The organism is Streptomyces sp. NPDC002845, assembly GCF_053591955.1.
The window spans coordinates 115785-134839 of record NZ_JBSFUU010000001.1 but is presented as its reverse complement, the minus strand read 5'-3'; the positions used below and the strand labels follow the sequence as shown (position 1 = coordinate 134839).

The following is a 19055-nucleotide window of genomic DNA, read 5'->3' as shown; positions in this document are numbered from 1 at the left end:
CGGCGCTGGAGGACGAGGCCGTTCAGGCCGACCCACACCCACCCAGCCGCACTCCTCCAACCCACCCCAGCCCCCTCCAGCCGGCGCTTGAGGACGAGGCCGCAGGGCCGACCCACCACCCACCGGCCCGCACCATCCCAACCCACCCCAGACACCCCCAGCCCGTCCGACGCTTGAGGACGAGGCCGTTCAGGCCGACCCACCACCCACCAGCCCGCACCACCCCAACCCACCCCAGACACCCCCAGCCCGTCCGGCACTTAAGGACGAGGCCGTTCAGGCCGACCCACAGAAACCCCCACCCACCCGCAACCGGCCCACCCACGCCCAGCAGGTCCGGGGGCGCAGCCCCCAGGCGGGGTCGAAGGGGCGGCAGCCCCTGGGGATGGGACGGGTAGGGGCGGCGGGGGCGAAAACAACACCCGCACACCCCCCAAGCCGGAACGGGGCCTCACCAGGCTGGGGTCGGCCCGGTGAGGCCCCTCGAAAGCCCTCCAATGGCATTGAAGGGCCCCGGGACGGGCGGCCCCCACCCCAATGAGGACCGCCCGCCTGACACCCGCCGGGATTCAGCCGGTCACAGCCGACGGCTTTCGACCGCCCAGGCTCCCCCGACGGAGTCGTCCACCGATCACCCGCCGCCGCACGACACACAACGCCTCACAACAACGGAGATCCGTCAGCCCCATCGCCCCCGTCAGCCCCGCCGCTGGAGATAACCCGGCGTAACCGCCCCGGCCACACCCTCACCCCCGGCCACGGCGTTCCCAACCACCGACCCACCGCCCCCCTGGACAGTGCCGCCGAGATCCTCCGCGAAGAACCCACCCCGTTCCGCCACCGGAGCAACATCACCGACAACGCCGTACGCGAACGGCCGCACATCCTCACTCACGCCGTACGCCAACCCCTCGACACTCCCCCCGACCCCCTCCGCAACGGGCTGCACGTACCCGACGACCGCCTCCACGACCGGCTGCACGACCCCAACCGTCCCGGAAGCGAACGGCTGCACGTCCTCCCCGACAACCTCCTGCGCAAACGGCCCGACCCGCTCCCCGACCACCCCCGTGGCCAGCGACGGAACCTCACCCACCACCACCTGCGCGAACGGCCGCACATCCCCCGCAACCCCGTACGCGAACGCCCCCGCATCCACGACCGCCTGCCCGGCAACCGGCACAACACCGTCGACGGCGGCACTGACGACAGGCGGCAGAACAGCAGCAGCGGCGTCGTCGACCGCCTGCCCCACCACACCGGTCGCGTACGGCGGAACATCGGCCCCGACCTGCCGCGCAAGCACCCCGGCATCCCCCGCGACGCCGTACGCGAGGCCCTGCGCCCCCACAACGGCCCCATCGACGAGCACACCGGCGTTGCCCACGGCCTGCCCCGCGACCGGCGTGCCCCCGTCGACCGCACTGCCGACAACCGGCGGCACGACGGCGCTCCCGGTCTCATCAACGACAGGAGCAACAACACCCGGCACACCCTCGACCGTCCCGCCAACATGCCCCGGCACAGCGGCAACGGCGCCCCCGACGCCACCCCGAGCCGCACCGACCGTGCGCTGCGCCCCATGCAGCCGGGTCTGCGCGGCAGCGAGCGCCTCCTCCAGCCCAGGAGCGAAGGCCGCGAGCGGACCGAACAAGTAGTCGATCTCGTCCTCGGGAGTACTGACATCGGCAACCGCCGCCCGCACGTCCGCCGTGGCGCCGGCCTGCGCCTCGACCGCGACCTCAGCGGTACCGGCCACAGCCTTCTTGGACAGATGCGAGACCTGCGGAACCTCGGCGTCCGCATAACGGCGAGCCTGGTCACCGACCTCGGCCACCGCACCGACCTGGCCGCTCTGGCCGCCCTGGCCGCGCATAGCGGCCGTGGTGACCGTGGTGGCCACCTCCTTCGTCGGAGCCACGGTGCCCGCGACCACGGTCCGGGCGTCGGCTACCCCGCCCTGAACCGTGCCGGAGGCGTCAACACCCTCCACAACCCCGCCGAGCGTGTCCTCGGTGTCGACCGTCACATCAGGCACCGTCACGGACGACGCGGGCAACTCATCCGCACTGGCCACGCTCGAACCGAGCGCCCACGCGCCGGTGACCCCGGCGGCTATCACGATGGAACGGCGAATGTTCTTGTTCATGCGTACGTCAAATCCTCTGGGATTTCTTGGATCTCTTGGATCTCTTGGACTACGGGACTTGGGGAGCCGTGCGCCGCACACCGCTGACCTCGGCCGACTCCGCTTCGGACAATCGCGGTCGGGCTCGGCGGCCCGAAGCGTCAGGAACCGGCCGGCCACGAACACGGGCTACGGCATAGACACAGACCTCGACGTGCCGGTCCGCTCCGGCTCCACTGGCATCCGCCCGGGGATCGGAAGGACGGCCCGGACGGCGAGCAGACCTGCTCGCTCCGCCCCGCGCGCGACAGATCTGGCGCAGACGAGGGCGGAGGGCAGGCTGCCTAGCCGGGGAACTCGGGTATGTCCCGGTGCCTGTCCCGGGTCCCGTCCACGGCAACGGCCGCGGTGGCGCCGGGCACAAGGCTCAGCGATGCCTGATGGTCGACGGTGACGGCATGCGGCTCACCGTGCCGCTGCCCACCGTTGTCGACCGCCGAGTGACGGTCGAGCATCCCGGTCGGATCACCGCCGGGGTGCTGCTGCGCGTGCGCGTGCGGGGCCCGTACGCCCTCGGGGTCGCGCGGCGATTCCTGTACGACGGTCCCGGCGCCGTCGGCGAGCCGAGGACCGTACGCCCTGGCCGCCTCCCGCTCGCCGGACCGCCCCATGTCGTCCCGGGCTCCCTGTCCCGCCGCCACGCCCGGCTGCTGCTCCGGCTGCTGCGGCGCCGAACCGACCGGCAGCGGCAACGTCTCCGTCGGCAACCCGGGCAGCGTCGGCACCCCGGGGACTTCCGGCAACTCGGGAACTTCTGGCAACCCCGGCAGGGACGGAACCCCCACGAACGGCGGGAACTGCGACGGAGGCGCCCCCGCCGGCCGACCGGTGACCGTCTCGACGAGGTCCCCGACCGGGCGCACAACCTCGTCGGTCACCGGCTCCACAACGTGCTCACCGAGCGGCGGCACGACATGGCCGACGGACTCGGCGACATCGGCGACGGCGTCCGTGAGGCCACCGACCGTCTCCCCCACGGCGCTCACGGGGCCAACAGGCTTGGCGGGCACGGGCTCTCCACCCGCGGGCGCCCCACTCCCCCTCGACGAGGTCCCCGATCCGGCATCTGCCGAACTCCCGGCGGAACCGGAGCCACCCAAGACCCCAGAACCCCCGTCCTGCGACGGCGTCTTGACACCCAGCTCCTCGACCGAAGCCGAAATAGGCGCCGAACCGGACGACGAATCAGACGAGGATGTGGACGACGAATCAGCGGAGGTAACAGAGGAAACAACCGCCGGCGCTCGCTCCACCGCCTGCGCCCGCTCCCCGCACAGAACCCCCAGCACGAACAACCCGCCCACCAACAGCACCACATACAGCACACGCCGCCTGGCCGCCGTACGCATCACGCGCAGAGCGGCACCGGCACCGGCACCGGGCAGTGCGGCTGGCAGGGTCAACGGGGAGCTTCCTCCCGTGCGGCGGAACAAGGCGGTACGGAGTGGTACAGGACGGTGCGGGTCGGGTCGACCGCTCGGCATCCTGTACGTGGACCGTCAAGAGGTGCCGATCCTTGCACGCCCCTCCCGAGGTTGCGCAAGCCCCCTGTTACCGATGGGCAAACATGTCCGAATTCCTCCGCTCTGAACCTCCCACGTCCTCCGCACCCTGCTGCCCTGCTCCCCTTCCTCACCCCCTCACTCCCTCCCCCTCCTCCCCCTCTCCTTCCTCGCGTCCCTCACCCCACCGCCGTGTCCGGTATCGGAAGCGGCCTCTTCTCGATCGCCGCCGCCATCACCTCCGGGAAGAGGTCGGGCGTACAGGCGAACGCCGGTGCGCCCAGCCCCGCGAGCGCCGCCGCGTGCTCCCGGTCGTACGCGGGCGCCCCTTCGTCGGAGAGCGCGAGCAGCGTCACGAACTGCACCCCCGACGCCTTCATCGCCGCCACCCGCTTCAGCATCTCGTTGCGTATCCCGCCCTCGTACAGGTCGCTGATCAGCACGACCACCGTCTCCGCGGGTCGGGTGATCTGCGACTGGCAGTACGCGAGTGCCCTGTTGATATCCGTGCCGCCGCCGAGCTGGGTGCCGAAGAGGACGTCGACCGGGTCGTCGAGCTGGTCGGTGAGGTCGACGACGGCCGTGTCGAAGACGACGAGCCGGGTGTTGATGGACCGCATCGAGGCGAGCACGGCACCGAAGACCGACGCGTAGACGACGGACGCCGCCATCGAGCCCGACTGGTCGATGCAGAGGACGACCTCCTTCTTCACGGACTGCGAGGCCCGCCCGTACCCGATGAGCCGATCGGGCACCACCGTCCTGTACTCCGGCAGGTAGTTCTTGAGGTTGGCCGCGATCGTGCGGTTCCAGTCGATGTCGTGGTGGCGGGGGCGGGTGACGCGTGCGCTGCGGTCGAGGGCTCCGGTGAGGGTGGCCCGGGTGCGCGTCGCGAGCCGCTTCTCCAGGTCCTCGACCACCTTGCGGACGACGGCCCGCGCGGTCTCCTTCGTCGTCTCCGGCATTGCCTTGTTGAGGGAGAGGAGGGTCCCGACGAGATGCACGTCGGCCTCCACCGCCTCCAGCATCTCCGGCTCCAGCAGCAGCGTGGACAGCCCGAGCCGGTCGATCGCGTCCCGCTGCATGACCTGGACGACGGACGACGGGAAGTACGTCCGGATGTCCCCGAGCCAGCGCGCGACGGACGGCGCCGACGCCCCCAGCCCCGCCGAACGGTCCCGCCCCGCCTGCCCCTTGTCCCCCTTCCCGTACAGCTCGGTCAGCGCCTGGTCCATCGCCGCGTCCTGCCCGGACAGCGCACACCCGGTCCCGTCGGCCGTGTCCCCGCCCAGCACGAGCCGCCAGCGACGCAACCGCTCACTGCTGACCGCAGGTTCACTCGTCGCTTCCGTCGTACTCATCGGTCCGTCCCACTGACTCGTCGTCGTTGTTCCGTGGTCATCGGCCCACCCCCACCAGCTCGTTGTCGTTGTCGTCCAGGTCGTCCAGGCCCAGCAACAGCCGCAGCACCGGCAGTACGGCGTCCGCGCGCCCGGCGTCGAGTTCGGCGGCGAACCCGGGGACGCCCGAGCCGACGGCCGCGATGCTCCCCCGTGCTCCCGACCCGCGTCGGACCAGCTCGCCGAGCGTTCGGCGCACCCCGGGCTCGTACGCCGAGAACGTCCGTCGCAGCAACGGCAGTACGTCGGTGAACGCCTCCCCGGGCACCCCGGTCAGCCAGGCGTCCACCAGCCCGAGCAACCGCTCGTCGTGCACGAGCAGCATTCCGCCCCCGACGCCGCCCCCGACGAAGCCCTCGATCCACGCGGCCGCGTCGGCGGGTGCCGTCCCCGGCGACAGCACGAGCCCCATGAGCCGCGCGGCCTCGTCCCGCGCCAGCTCCCCGTCGTCCAGCAGGAGCCGGACGGCACGCCCGCGTATGACACCGGGGACGGTGTCGCGCCCGGCGAGGACGTGGAGCACGGAGTGCCATCGGGCTCTCAGGTCACCGTGCTCGGCGGTGACGGCCTCCCCCAGCAGCCCGACCGCCCCGTGCACCGCGTCCACATGGCCTCGCATCTCCTCCGCCGCCTCGGTGTCGAGCGCGGCACAGGCCGGCGGGAGGCCGACGAAGACACGTTCGGCGAGGCCGGCGGCGACCCCGGCCAGGGCGTGGGTGTCCGTGGCGCGGACGTCGCCGTAGCGCAGAGAGCGGACCAGGGCGGGGAGGGCCTGGGCGAGGTGACCGACGTCCGCGTCGAGGGCGGCCCGGTCGGCGAGGACCCGCATCACGACGGGCAGCGCGTCCGGGAGTTCGGCGAGCAGGCAGCGCTCGGCCAGCCCCGTCACATCGGCGAGCGACCGCGCGGCGACGGCGTCCGCCTCGGCCCTGGCGGTCGCGGCGGCGAGCACGGTCGTCCCCCACACTCCGGCCTCGGCCACCCGCACCGACAGCTCCGGCTCCCAGCGCAGCCGCCAGGTCTCCCGGAACGTACCCGTGCTGCCGCGCGAGGCCGCGGGCTCGCCCCACTCGATGCCGAGCAGCCGCAGCCGGTGCAGCAGGCGGCTGCGCTCGGCGTCGTTCTCCCTGCGCAGGTCGAGCTCCAACTCCCGCTCCAGCGCCTCCGGTTTGAGCCGCAGCCTGCGCTGGAGCCGCGCGAGGTCCCGCTGCAACGGCACCGCAGGCGCCGCCGCAGGGACCTCCCCCAGTACGTCCCCGACGACGAGCCGGTCGTGCACGAGCGCGAGCGGCACGTCCGAGCCCTCGCACATCACCGCCCGTACGGCGTCGGTGGTCTCGGTCAGTCCCGGCAACGGGCGCCCGCGCATCGCCGCGAGCGTCTCGGCCAGCCGTACCGCCTCGATGACATGCGCCGAGGAGACGATCCGGTCCTCCTCGCGCAGCAGCCCCGCCACCTTGGTCATCCATCGCTCGACGGGACGGTCCCGCGCGCCGAACAGATGCCCGTACCAGCCCGGCGAGTCGATCCCCGCGCCGTACCCGCTGACCCGGGACAGCCTGCGGTGCGTCCACGGCACCCAGGTCATGTCGGCCTTGACCTTGGCCAGCCCCTTCAGCAGCGCCCGCTCGGCGGTGACGGTCCGCCTCTCCCGCAGCGCCGGCACGTGCCAGGCCCCGCAGACCACGGCGACCTCGTCCCCGGACTCCTTCTGCGCGGCCCGCACCTGGAGCCGCATGTACGCCTCCCGCACCAGGTCGCGCTCGTGCCCACCGGTCCCGTACACCTCCCGCAACGCCCCCATGGCTTCCTCCAGCACCATGAACGGCGCGAACGGGTCCCCGTCCGTCCCCCTGTGCTCGACCACGTCCTCCCACCACCGCTCCGGATCGTCGTACCCGGCGACCTCAGCGAGGGCACCGAGCGGGTCGACCCGGACCGCTGCATCGGCAGGTTCCGGTTCCGGTCCCGACGCCTGCTCCTGTTCCTGCTCCTGTTTCGAGGCCGGCTCCTCCTTCCCCCACGCCAGCGTGTGCGTGGCGGGGAGGTCGATGAAGCGGGCCGGTACTTCGTGCTCCAGGGCCCAGCGGATCGCCACCCACTCCGGGGAGAACTCGGCCAATGGCCAGAACGCCGAGCGGCCGGGCTCGTCCACGGCGTGGGCGAGGAGGGCGACCGGGGGTCGCATGTCCTGGTCGGCGGCGAGCGGGATCAGTGCGTCCGCCTCCGGTGGCCCCTCGATCAGCACGACCCGGGGCCGGGCCGCCTCCAGCGCGGCCCGCACTGCCCGCGCCGACCCCGGCCCGTGATGCCGTACGCCGAGCAGCAGGGGCCCACCGCCACTTGCGCCGGTCACGCGCTCACCTCCCGGCAGGCCCGGTAGAAGTCCGTCCAGCCGTCGCGTTCGCGGACGACGGCCTCCAGGTACTCCTGCCAGATGACGCGGTCCGCGGCCGGGTCGCGGACGACGGCACCGAGGATGCCCGCGGCGACGTCGGAGGCACGCAGGACGCCGTCGCCGAAGTGGGCGGCCAGGGCGAGCCCGTTGGTGACGACGGAGATGGCCTCGGCGGTCGACAGCGTGCCGCTGGGCGACTTCAGCTTCGTACGGCCGTCCGTCGTGACCCCGTCGCGCAGCTCGCGGAAGACGGTGACGACGCGGCGGATCTCGTCGATTCCTTCGGGCGCGGCGGGCAGATCGAGGGAGCGGCCGATCTGGTCGACGCGGCGCGAGACGATGTCGACCTCGGCGTCGGCGCTCTCCGGCAGCGGCAGCACGACCGTGTTGAAGCGGCGGCGCAGGGCGCTCGACAGGTCGTTCACCCCGCGGTCGCGGTCGTTGGCCGTGGCGATGAGGTTGAAGCCGCGGACGGCCTGCACCTCCTGCCCCAGCTCCGGTATCGGCAGCGTCTTTTCGGACAGGATCGTGATCAGTGTGTCCTGCACGTCGGCCGGGATGCGGGTGAGTTCCTCGACCCTGGCCGTCATGCCCTCGGCCATGGCGCGCATGACCGGGCTGGGCACGAGGGCGTCGCGGCTCGGGCCGTGCGCGAGCAGCTGCGCGTAGTTCCAGCCATAGCGGATCGCCTCCTCCGGCGTGCCCGCCGTGCCCTGGACGAGCAGCGTCGAGTCGCCGCTGACCGCTGCGGCCAGGTGCTCGGACACCCAAGTCTTCGCGGTGCCGGGCACGCCGAGCAGAAGCAGGGCGCGGTCGGTGGCGAGGGTGGTGACGGCGACCTCGACGATGCGGCGCGGGCCCACGTACTTCGGCGTGATCACCGTGCCGTCCGGCAGGGTGCCGCCGAGCAGGTAGGTGGCGACGGCCCACGGCGAGAGCTTCCAGCGGGTCGGCCGTGGCCGGTCGTCCTGCGCGGCCAGCGTGGCGAGTTCGGCGGCGAAGGAGTGCTCGGCGTGCGGCCGCAGTGCCTCGCCCTCCGTCTGTTCCGCGGGCGCGGACGGGCTCGTGCGGGCGCTCACGTCCGCGCTCGTGTGCGCGCTCGCTTCCGCCCGCGCGTTCGCGGGCGCGGACTGGTTCGGGCTCGGGTCGACGGTCGTCCGGTCTACGGAAAAAGGCATGGCTGAGTCCCCCTCCAGCTCGGCCGGGATCGGCCGCTTCGGATCTGGTGTCCACCCTGCACCACACCACTGACAATGCGATCTGACCTGCGAAAACACCCTCGCGAAGGTCGATTGTCAGTGGTGGGTCCTACCTTCGATGACATGACTCAGCAGGGGGTGCGCTGGACAGCGGATCAGGTGCTGGCACTGGCGCCTGACGCCGCTTCACGCAAAGCGGGAAGCAAACTCGGCGCGGCCGGGCCGTGGTCGGAGGCGGGCAGTTCTGACGAGGGGACGGTGTGGGGGCTGTGCAAGGGCAGTGGCAGCAAGCCGTATCAGACGGTCATCGACGTCGCGGACTCCACCGGGCCCGCGTACAAGTGCAGTTGTCCGAGCCGCAAGTTCCCGTGCAAGCACGCGCTGGGGCTGCTGTTGCTCTGGGCGGGCGCCGACGGTGCGGTGCCGTGTGGGCAGGCGCCGGACTGGGCGGAGCAGTGGACGGAGGGGCGCCGGCGGCGCGCGGAGGAGAAGAGGACGACGACGGGAGGGGCATCTGGGGCCACGTCGGGTGACCCGGAGGCGGCGCGCCGCAGGGCGGAGCGGCGCGCGGAGCGGATCACCGCGGGGGCGGCGGAGTTGGAGCAGCGGCTGGCCGACCTGTTGCGGGGCGGTCTGGCGGCGGCTGAGCAGTCGGGGTACGGGCTGTGGGAGGAGACAGCGGCCCGGATGGTCGACGCGCAGGCACCGGGACTGGCGGCGCGGGTGCGGGAGCTGGGGGCGATCCCGTCGTCCGGCCCAGGCTGGCCGGTCCGGCTGCTGGAGGAGTGCGCGCTGCTCCACCTCCTCGACAGGGGCTGGCTGCGGCGCGAGCGGCTGCCAGAGGGGCTGGCGGCGACGGTCCGTTCGCGGGTCGGCCTGCCCGGCTCACCGGATGGCCCGCCGGTGCGCGACCGCTGGCTGGTTCTCGCCCAGTACGACACGGCGGACGCCCGCCTGACGACCCGCCGCATCTGGCTGTACGGCGCCGAGTCGGACCGCACGGCACTGCTCCTCTCCTACGGGGCGGCAGGACGCGCACCCGAGTTGTCGCTGCCGGTGGGGCTGGCCTTCGAGGCGGACGTGTCCGCCTATCCGGGCGCGGGCCGGCTCCGGGCCGCTCTCGGCGAGCGGTTCACCGCGCCCGAGCCCGCGGCGATACGGCCGCCGGGGGTCACTCCGGCGCAGGCGGCGGCCCGCTACGGCGATGCGCTGCGCGACGACCCCTGGCTGGACTCCGTCCCGGTCACCCTCGCCCGGGTCATACCGACCCCCGACGGTGACTCCTGGCAACTCGCCGACGCGGACGGCGACCTGGCCCTCCCTGTCGCCGCGTCCCTCCGCTCCCGGCCAGGCCTGTGGCGCCTCGTCGCTCTCTCCGGCGGCGCCCCCGTCACGGTCTTCGGCGAGTGCGGCCACCGGGGTTTCACCCCGCTGACGGCGTGGCCGGAGGGTGCGGGGGAGGCGGTGGGGCTGTGCTGAGGCGGCGCCGGATGCCGGCGGCCCCGGCCGGGACCGCACACCACGTCCTCTTCAACTGACGAGTTCAACCGACAAGCCGCTCACCAGCCACGCGCAGACAGCCACGCACAGAGAGCCACGTACAGAAAGGACCCTCATGAACGGCACTTCTGCCCCGCCGGACGCCCGCGCGGGAACCCCCTGGGAGGAACTCGTCACGGCGGCGTTGCTCGGCACCGAGCGGCGCACGCCGCCAGGTGTGGCGGCCGGGCGGGAGGCGCCAGTGGCCCTGCTGGACGCGGCGGCGGTGGAGACCGTACGGCGGAGGGCGGGGGTGCGGCCCGCGCGGGCCGCGGGTCGGCCGGAGCCCGCCGTCGACGATCCGCGGCCGCCGTTGCCCCCGGCTGCCGCGCGCAGGCTCACGAGGCTGCTGGCCGACCGCCCCGGTGCGGGGAGCAACGGTGGCCGCAGGGGGACGGCGCCCGATCTGATGGAGTTGCTGCCGCAGTGGCTGGCGCTGGCGAACGAGCGGGGGTTCGCGGCGCCGCCGGAGGCGCTGCCGGCGCTGCTGGACGCGGCCCGGGGGCGTACGGATCTACGGCCCGCGGCCCTGGCCTTCGCGGGTCCGCGCGCGCTGTGGCTGGCGCGGCTGAACCCGGACTGGCGGTTCGCGCTGCGGGCCACGCCGGGTGGCGGCGCTGCGGTGCCCGGCCCCGACGATCCCGAGCGGGTCCAACGGCTGTGGGAGGAAGGTCTGTTCGCGGAGCGCGTGGCGCTGCTCTCGGCGGTCCGGGCCCAGGAGCCCGCGGCGGCCCGCGCGCTGCTGGAGACGACGTGGGCGACGGAACGGGCCGAGGACCGGCTGATGTTCCTCGACTCGCTGCGGACGGGGCTGAGCGCCGAGGACGAGCCCTTCCTGGAGCGGGCGTTGACGGACCGCAGCCGGAATGTGCGGGCGACGGCGGCGGAGCTGCTGTCGGCGCTGCCCGGTTCGGCGCTCGCGGGGCGGATGGCGGAGCGTGCCGGGTCGTGCGTGGCCGTCGATCACACGCGGGGCGCGCCCACGATCGTGGTGGAGGCGCCGCACGAGTGCGACGCGGGCATGGAGCGCGACGGTGTCGTGCCCAAGGCTCCGGCGGGCCGGGGTGAACGGTCCTGGTGGCTGGGCCAGTTGGTGGAGGCGGCGCCGCTCGGGATGTGGTCACGGCGCCTCGGCGGCCGTACGCCGGAGGAGATCGTGGCGCTGCCGGTGGCGGACGACTGGCAGGGCGAGTTGCACGCCGCGTGGTGCCGGGCGGCCGTACGGCAGCGGGACTCCGGTTGGTCACGGGCGCTGTTGGGGGCGCCCTCCGTGCCCGAGGCCGCCGGGCCGGGGGCCGTGTCGCTGGCCGAGCGGGCCAAGCTGCTGGCCACGTTGGACCCCGCCGGGCGGGCCGACTGGGTCGCGGGTTTCATCGCCACGCACGGCTTGTCGGAGGCCTTCCAACTGCTGGGGGCGTGCGCGGTGCCGTGGTCCGGGCCGCTGGGCCGCGCGGTCGTGGACGCGCTCAACATCGCGCGGGACGCGGGCAGTTACCCGTGGAGTTTCAGCGGCGTCATGGGGCTCGCCGAGCGGTGCCTCGCCCCCGCGGAGGCGGCCCGCCTCGACGCGCTCACGGCCACACCCGAGGACCCCGAGGACGCCTCCCCCGGCGCCGGTGGCTACTGGTCCGAGGCCTTCCAGCGCCTCACCACGACCCTGCGCCTGAGGGCGACCATGCGCGAGGAGCTGACCCCGCCATGACCCGCCGAGGAGCACGAGGCCTCCGGCCCGTCCAGGCCGGAGGTGCGCCCGCCACCACAGGCCGGGCCCGCCGCATGCCCGGCCCGCCGCACAGGCGCGCGCTCGCCGGGGCCGGGGGCCTACGCCCCTGCCGGCTGCCGCACGTTCGCGCGGACCCAGTCCACGATCGACGCGGTGGTGGCGCCTGGCGTGAAGATCTCGGCGACGCCCTTCTCCTTCAGGGGCGGGATGTCGGCCTCGGGAATGATGCCACCGCCGAAGACGAGGATGTCCTCGGCGTCGCGCTCCTTGAGGAGGGCGATGACGGCCGCGAAGAGCGTGTTGTGGGCGCCGGAGAGGATGGAGAGGCCGATCGCGTCGGCGTCCTCCTGGATCGCGGTGTCGACGATCTGCTCCGGCGTCTGGTGGAGGCCCGTGTAGATGACCTCCATACCGGCGTCGCGCAGTGCCCGCGCGATCACCTTGGCCCCGCGATCGTGGCCGTCGAGCCCCGGCTTGGCCACCACCACGCGGATCGGACCGGCTGCCACACCCATCACTGCCTCCATGAAACGACTACACCATCCCGTACCCGACGGAGCGAAACACACGGCATGCGCGCCGCACATCGCACACCTCGCGCATACGTCACATCTCGCTTATACCGCTCTTCACCGCACCGGATGCGCCTGCTCGGCACGGGCGCCCCACACCGTACCGGCCGGGGAAGTGAACGAACGTTATCTCCAGCATCCCGCAACCGGCAGTTTCGCGGTGCAGACCGAGGGGGAAATCACACAGTGGGACACGTTCGCAGCGCACTGTTCCCGGTTTCCGCGGCACACGTGTCGCGGGGACGGGCGGCATGCACGCCGCACGGACTCGTGACACACGCGCCACGGTGGGGACATGCGCAAGGAGAGCCGCAACGAGGCAGCCGTACCACCGCACCACCGGAGGGAGGCCGTGGTGGTGGGGCGCATCGGGGAAGGCACGAGCGAGGAAGCGGGGATCCACGACTTCACGGAGGCGCAGGGGAACCTTGCCGCATAAGCGACGGGGCGCTCCGGCACCACCGCAGCGGGGACCCTCGTCGCGTCACCGGCGCCCCACGCGCCGCGTACGCCTCGCACGCGCCCTCACCGTTCACCTCCATGCCGGCTCACCACGAGGGCACACGGGGGACAGAGCCGTCCTCGCGCGTGCCGACGGGAGGTCGGCCATGAAGGTCACCCGGGCACTGCAGCCCTTTCTACCGCTCTGCCAGCAGCTGTTCCCCAGCAGGCTGGCGGGGCTCTCGGTGTCCCTGCTGAAGGCGACCGCCCTGGAGATCGCGATCCTCGCCGGGCATCTGCTCCTCTACCCCTCCGGGATCGTCCAGGAGCGCCGGACCGTGCCCGCGCCCCCCTCTCCGGACGCCGCCCCGCTGCCCACGCAGGCCAAACCGCCGGTCGTCCTCCTGCACGGGTTCATAGACAACCGCTCGGTCTTCGTCTTGCTGCGCCGCTCCCTCGCCCAGTACGGCCACCAGCGGGTCGAGTCGCTCAACTACTCTCCGCTGACCTGCGACATACGTACCGCCGCCGAGCTCCTCGGCCGCCACATAGAGGAGATCTGCGAGCGCACGGGCAGTGAGCGGGTCGACATCGTCGGGCACAGCCTCGGCGGGCTGATAGCGCGCTACTACGCGCAGCGGCTCGGCGGCGACACCCGCGTCCGTACGCTCGTCACGCTCGGCACACCGCACGCGGGTACGAGCGTGGCCCCGCTGATGGACGCGCACCCGATCGTACGGCAGATGCGCCCGGGCTCCGAGGTGCTCAAGGAGCTGCGCGAGCCCGCGCCCGACTGCCGTACGCACTTCGTGGCCTTCTGGAGCGACCTCGACCACCTGATGGAGCCGCTGGAGACCGCCTGCATCGACCACCCGGACCTGATGGCGCAGAACGTGCGGGTGAGCGGCGTCGGGCACCTCGCCCTGCCCGTGCACCCCGCCGTCGCCGCCGGGATATGCCAGGCGCTCGACCTGTCCGACACGCCCGGCCAGACCTCCGCGACCGCCACCGGGACGTCGGGAACGCGCGCCACGGCGCACTCCGGCGGCCTGACAGTGGCGTAAGCCACACCGCTGGCCCGCCACAACCCCGTATCGACGCCTCGACACAACAGAACAACGGCCTCAGCAGGGCCACACATTCTCGAACGCTATTCGAACGCCAGGCCAAAGCTACGTCTACGGACCGCCGAAAGACGGCCGAATGCCCGTTTCCTGCGGGCCGGAAACCTGGTTGAAGATTGTCGCGCCCGCATACCGCCGGGTACAGTCGCCGCACTGCTCTGGCAGCCCCTGTCGTCGAGGCGAAAGAGAAGTTGGTGAACGATCGTCACCTGTCGGGGACCGCAACACCCCCGGCTCCGGCTTCCGATGCCAGTTCGGCGCACTACGCGTCGTACGGCCACCAGGAAGCCACATACGGTGACTTCACCGACTTCACCACGTATGACGCCTCCGCCGCCACCGCCACCGGTTTCGACGCCGGTGCCCACGCGACCGCGAGCTTCGCCACCGACCCCCTCTTCGGCGACATGCCCGGAGACGGCGCGACGGGTTGCCACGACGCCACGCAGTGGTCGACCGGCAGCCACCAGACGCTGAACTACGACCCGTACGCGGCCCAGCATCAGGCGGCGTACGACACGGGCAGTTACGAGACGACCGGCTGGACGGCCGCGTACGAGCATCTCGCGGACATCCCCGCACAGCCGACGAGCCCCGAGGCCTCCGGCCAGTGGGACGCGAGCGACTGGCTCCAGGCCGAACAGCTCGGACAGGCCGACCAGTTGGGGCAGCAGGACCAGACTCAGCAGTGGTCGGGCGCGCAGCACTTCGACACCGGCGCGTACGACGCCACGCAGTGGAACAGCGACGCCTCGTCCCCGACTGCCGACGGCCACGAGGCGTACGAGACGTACGACGAGCAGCACGCCGCGCCGGAGAAGACGTACGGGCAGCCGTCCGGCGAAGCCTTCGAGCATCCCTCCCCCGACGCCTTCGACCAGCAGGCGACCGCGACCTTCGAGCAGGTCGATCCGTACGACGACCCCGACGAACCCACCTCCCCGGAGGACGAGTTCGACGCCTCCGGTGAAGAGCGCCCCCCGCTCCTCGACGACGAAGAGGACACCAGCCCTGCCGACGCCCCGGCTCCCGGCCCCTGCACCGGCGGGCGGGCCGCCGCCCGCGCGGCCGCGCGTTCCCGCCGCCGGGCACCCGCGAAGCGTTCCGCCGTACTGACCGTCGCGGTTCCGTCGGCGTGCGTCATGGGAGTCGCCGGGATCGCCGCCGCCTCCGTGGGCAGCGTCGGCGGGGACGACGGCAAGGAGACGACGGCGAGCGCGTCGGACGCCAGTGCGGTGAAACCGTCCGCCGCCAACAACAAGCTCGACACCCAGCTCGAAAGCCTCTCCGCAGAGGCAGACGACTTCGCCGACCGGGCCAGCCGTACGCAGGAACGTCTCGACCTCAAGGCACAGCAGGAGGCCGAGAGGAAGAGGGCGGCCGCGGAGGCGGCCCGCAAGGAGCGGCTGCGGCCGAAGTTCGCGCTGCCGGTCGCGCAGAACGGGCTCAGCGCCTACTACGGCCAGTCCGGCATCAACTGGATGTCCGTCCACACCGGCATCGACTTCCCCGTGTCGTACGGGTCGAAGGTGATGGCGGCGACCGACGGGACCGTGCGGACCGAGTGGAACCCCGCGTACGGGAACATGGTCATCGTCACGGCGATGGACGGGACGGAGACGTGGTACTGCCACCTCTCCACGTACGCGGTCGTCTCGGGTACGACCGTCAAGGCGGGCGACACCATCGCGTACTCGGGGAACTCGGGCAACTCGACCGGCCCGCACCTGCACTTCGAGGTCCGGCCCATGGGCGGCTCGTCGATCGACCCGTTGTCGTGGCTGCGCAGCCACGGGCTCGACCCGACGTAAGCGAAAAGTCCGGCGCGGTACCGCGCCCCGTACGGGGCGCGGGGCTGTGTCGATATGCGGCTCCGCCGCGTGGGCGCGACCAGCCCCCACCGGCCCGCAGTTGCATCACCGCACTCCCAGCGGAGCGCCTAGAGCTTCTCCACCGGCGCGTACCGCAGCAGCAGCCGCTTCGGCTTGGTGTCCCCGAAGTCGATCGTCGCCTCGGCGTTCGCACCCGTGCCCTTGACGGCGACGACGGTGCCGAGGCCGAACTGGTCGTGGGTGACGCGGTCGCCGACGGCCAGGGACACCACCGGCTTCTCATTGGTGCGCCGGGTCGCGAAGCCGGACGCGCCCGAGGCCGACGAGCGGGAGCGGGAGGACGACAGCGAGGCGGCCACGCCCGACGCCGGGCCCGACGAGACCGGGGCGGTGGCCCCCGTCCGCTTCCACTCCAGGTGTGCCGCCGGGATCTCCTCCAGGAAGCGCGACGGCGGGTTGTACGAGGGCTGGCCCCACGCGCTGCGCATCGCCGACCGGGTGAGGTAGAGCCGCTCCCGCGCGCGCGTGATGCCCACGTACGCGAGCCGCCGCTCCTCCTCCAGTTCCTTGGTCTGGCCGAGGGCGCGCATGTGCGGGAAGACTCCGTCCTCCATGCCCGTCAGGAAGACCACCGGGAACTCGAGACCCTTGGCGGTGTGGAGGGTCATCAGCGTGATGACGCCCGCGCCGTCCTCCTCCTCGTCGGGGATCTGGTCGGAGTCGGCGACCAGGGCCACCTGCTCCAGGAAGTCGGAGAGCGTGCCCGCCTCGCCCTCCCCGCGCTCCTGTTCGAACTCCAGGGCCACGGCGGCGAGTTCCTGAAGGTTCTCGATACGGGTCTCGTCCTGCGGGTCGGTCGAGGCCTGCAACTCGGCCAGATAGCCGGTGCGTTCGAGGACCGCCTCCAGGACGGTCGCCGGGCCCGCGCCGGACTCGACGATCGTACGGAGGTCCTCCATCAGCGTGTTGAACCGCTTGACGGCGTTCGTGGAGCGCGCGGCCATGCCGTACGCCTCGTCGACGCGCCGGAGCGCCTGCGTGAAGCTGATCTTCTCCCGCTGGGCCAGGGCGTCGATCATCGCCTCGGCGCGCTCGCCGATGCCCCGCTTGGGCACATTGAGGATGCGGCGCATCGGGACCGAGTCCTCCGGGTTCGCCAGCACCCGCAGGTACGCCAGGACGTCCCGGACCTCCTTGCGCTCGTAGAAGCGGACGCCGCCGACGACCTTGTAGGGCAGGCCGACGCGGATGAAGACCTCTTCGAAGACACGGGACTGGGCGTTCGTACGGTAGAAGACGGCGACGTCCTTGGCCTTCGCCTCGCCCGCGTCCGTCAGGCGGTCTATCTCGTCGGCGACGAACTGGGCCTCGTCGTGCTCGGTGTCGGCGACATAGCCGGTGATCCGGGCGCCCGCGCCGGCGTTGGTCCACAGGTTCTTGGGGCGGCGGGACTCGTTGCGCTCGATGACGGCGTTGGCGGCGGAGAGGATCGTCTGCGTGGAGCGGTAGTTCTGCTCCAGCAGGATCGTCGTCGCGTCCGGGTAGTCCTCCTCGAACTGGAGGATGTTGCGAATCGTCGCGCCCCGGAAGGCGTAGATCGACTGGTCGGCGTCACCCACGACGCACAGCTCGGCGGGCGGGACGTCGTGCTCGCTGGGCGGGACGTCTACGGGGTGCTCGGAGGTGCCGACCAGTTCCCGCACGAGGGCGTACTGCGCGTGGTTCGTGTCCTGGTACTCGTCGACCAGGACGTGCCGGAAGCGGCGGCGGTAGTGCTCGGCGACGTCCGGGAAGGCGCGGAGCAGGTTGACCGTCGTCATGATCAGGTCGTCGAAGTCGAGCGCGTTGGCCTCGCGCAGGCGCGACTGGTAGAGCGCGTACGCCTGGGCGAGGGTCTTCTCGAAGCCGTCGGAGGCCTGGGCGGCGAAGTCCTCCTCGTCGATCAGCTCGTTCTTCAGGTTCGAGATCTTGGCGCTGAAGGACTTGGGCGGGAAGCGCTTGGGGTCGAGGTCCAGGTCGCGGCAGACCAGGGCCATCAGGCGCTTGCTGTCGGCGGCGTCGTAGATGGAGAAGGACGAGGTGAAGCCGAGCTTCTTGCTTTCCCTCCGCAGGATGCGCACGCACGCGCTGTGGAAGGTCATCACCCACATCGCGTTCGCGCGCGGGCCGACGAGCTGCTCGACGCGCTCCTTCATCTCACCCGCGGCCTTGTTGGTGAAGGTGATGGCGAGGATCTGCCCCGGGTGCACGTTCCGCTCGGCCAGCAGGTACGCGATGCGGTGGGTGAGCACACGGGTCTTGCCGGAGCCGGCGCCGGCCACGATGAGCAGAGGCGAGTCGGAGTGCGCGACGGCCGCGCGCTGGTTGTCGTTCAGCCCCTCCAGGAGCGCCGCCGCGTCGATGGCGGGGCGTGGGGCGCCGTCGCGGTAGTAGGCGTCCCGGTCCGGCGGCACGTCGAACTTCCCGCCGAACAGATCGTCCGGAACCGGCTCCGGTACGTGATCGTCCTCGGGCGGCGGCGGGGGTTCTTCCTCGTGGGCCCGCGGGGCCTTGAGGTCCGCCAGGAAGCTGTCGTCAAAGAGGCTGCTCATCGCTCTCCGAGTCTAGGCTGCTCCACTGACACCCCGCCGCCACCCTGGGAATCCGGCCGCTTTTCCTTGCGGGGCGGCGCTCAGCGGCGGGGGATCCTCCAGAGTCGGCCGCCCCGGGCGCCTCTCACCCTCAAGCGTCACACTGTCGCGGTCCGCAACCAAGCCACCTGAGCCCACTGCCAGATTGGGGCGAACATCACAAAACCCTACAAACATTCCTAGACCATCCAGAACCGGCCGCGGCCGCCACCGCTTCAAGATAAGGTCACGAAAACGTATCGGGCATATCGAACATCAACCTTCCCAGGGGCCACACGAGTTGGCTAGCGTGCTAAACAGGCCGTACGACCCCCACCGGCGAACGTCGCCGGGCCGTACTGCCTCCGCTGAGTCCGGTGCGCCCGCGTGGCAGCCGGAGCCGGGGACCCACCGACCTTGGGGTGAATCGACTCGGCTGCCGTCCGCGGCAGGAGTCGTAGGGCAAACCTTCCGAAGCACGCGCCCGAACCCGACAGCTAACTCGGTAGGCGGACAACGGAAGGAGTC

At 72.1% G+C, this 19055-nt stretch carries 12 protein-coding genes and 1 riboswitch; of the genes, 5 read left to right on the top strand and 7 right to left on the bottom strand.

The genetic code is table 11. The features are described 5' to 3' along the window. Positions 1 to 697: 697 nt before the first annotated feature. The 5 genes from ACWD3C_RS00515 to ACWD3C_RS00495 form a co-directional block, all read right to left on the bottom strand. Positions 698 to 2122 (bottom strand): hypothetical protein, encoded by a 1425-nt coding sequence (locus ACWD3C_RS00515; RefSeq protein ID WP_451138481.1) that lies wholly within the window; start codon positions 2120 to 2122, stop codon positions 698 to 700. Positions 2123 to 2472: 350 nt separating this feature from the next. Beyond that, positions 2473 to 3198 (bottom strand): hypothetical protein, encoded by a 726-nt coding sequence (locus ACWD3C_RS00510; protein ID WP_451138479.1) that lies wholly within the window; start codon positions 3196 to 3198, stop codon positions 2473 to 2475. 671 nt (positions 3199 to 3869) lie between these two features. Further along, positions 3870 to 5051, bottom strand: a complete 1182-nt coding sequence (locus ACWD3C_RS00505; protein WP_451138477.1) for a VWA domain-containing protein — start codon at positions 5049 to 5051, stop codon at positions 3870 to 3872. Between the two features lie 37 nt (positions 5052 to 5088). Beyond that, entirely contained in the window at positions 5089 to 7446 is a 2358-nt protein-coding gene (locus ACWD3C_RS00500) for a DUF5682 family protein (protein ID WP_451138475.1), read from the bottom strand. Further along, positions 7443 to 8666, bottom strand: coding sequence for an ATP-binding protein (locus ACWD3C_RS00495; RefSeq protein ID WP_451138473.1), 1224 nt, complete (start codon positions 8664 to 8666; stop codon positions 7443 to 7445). The genes ACWD3C_RS00500 and ACWD3C_RS00495 overlap by 4 nt, the downstream gene beginning before the upstream one ends. Positions 8667 to 8810: 144 nt before the next feature. Between ACWD3C_RS00495 and ACWD3C_RS00490 the strand changes: the two genes are divergently transcribed. After that, complete coding sequence (locus ACWD3C_RS00490; RefSeq protein WP_451138471.1) at positions 8811 to 10166, top strand: SWIM zinc finger family protein; 1356 nt, start codon at positions 8811 to 8813, stop codon at positions 10164 to 10166. 136 nt (positions 10167 to 10302) lie between these two features. Further along, complete coding sequence (locus ACWD3C_RS00485) at positions 10303 to 11928, top strand: DUF5691 domain-containing protein (protein ID WP_451138469.1); 1626 nt, start codon at positions 10303 to 10305, stop codon at positions 11926 to 11928. A gap of 119 nt (positions 11929 to 12047) precedes the next feature. Here ACWD3C_RS00485 and ACWD3C_RS00480 read toward each other — a convergent pair whose 3' ends face one another. Continuing rightward, on the bottom strand, positions 12048 to 12464 hold the full coding sequence (locus tag ACWD3C_RS00480; RefSeq protein ID WP_451138467.1) for a cobalamin B12-binding domain-containing protein: 417 nt from the start codon (positions 12462 to 12464) through the stop codon (positions 12048 to 12050). Between the two features lie 352 nt (positions 12465 to 12816). Here ACWD3C_RS00480 and ACWD3C_RS00475 point away from each other — a divergent pair, with 352 nt between their 5' ends. From ACWD3C_RS00475 to ACWD3C_RS00465, 3 genes are all read left to right on the top strand, one after another. Further along, positions 12817 to 12960, top strand: coding sequence for a hypothetical protein (locus ACWD3C_RS00475; protein ID WP_451138465.1), 144 nt, complete (start codon positions 12817 to 12819; stop codon positions 12958 to 12960). 169 nt (positions 12961 to 13129) lie between these two features. After that, entirely contained in the window at positions 13130 to 14026 is an 897-nt protein-coding gene (locus ACWD3C_RS00470; protein ID WP_451138463.1) for a lipase family alpha/beta hydrolase, read from the top strand. A gap of 254 nt (positions 14027 to 14280) precedes the next feature. Further along, positions 14281 to 15897, top strand: a complete 1617-nt coding sequence (locus ACWD3C_RS00465) for a M23 family metallopeptidase (RefSeq protein WP_451138461.1) — start codon at positions 14281 to 14283, stop codon at positions 15895 to 15897. A 128-nt stretch (positions 15898 to 16025) separates the two neighbouring features. Here the strand turns inward: ACWD3C_RS00465 and pcrA are convergent, their stop codons facing one another. Beyond that, positions 16026 to 18509, bottom strand: coding sequence for a DNA helicase PcrA (gene pcrA, locus ACWD3C_RS00460; protein ID WP_451138459.1), 2484 nt, complete (start codon positions 18507 to 18509; stop codon positions 16026 to 16028). Between the two features lie 374 nt (positions 18510 to 18883). After that, a riboswitch (cyclic di-AMP (ydaO/yuaA leader) is annotated at positions 18884 to 19054 on the top strand. The last annotated feature ends 1 nt before the right edge of the window (position 19055 follow it).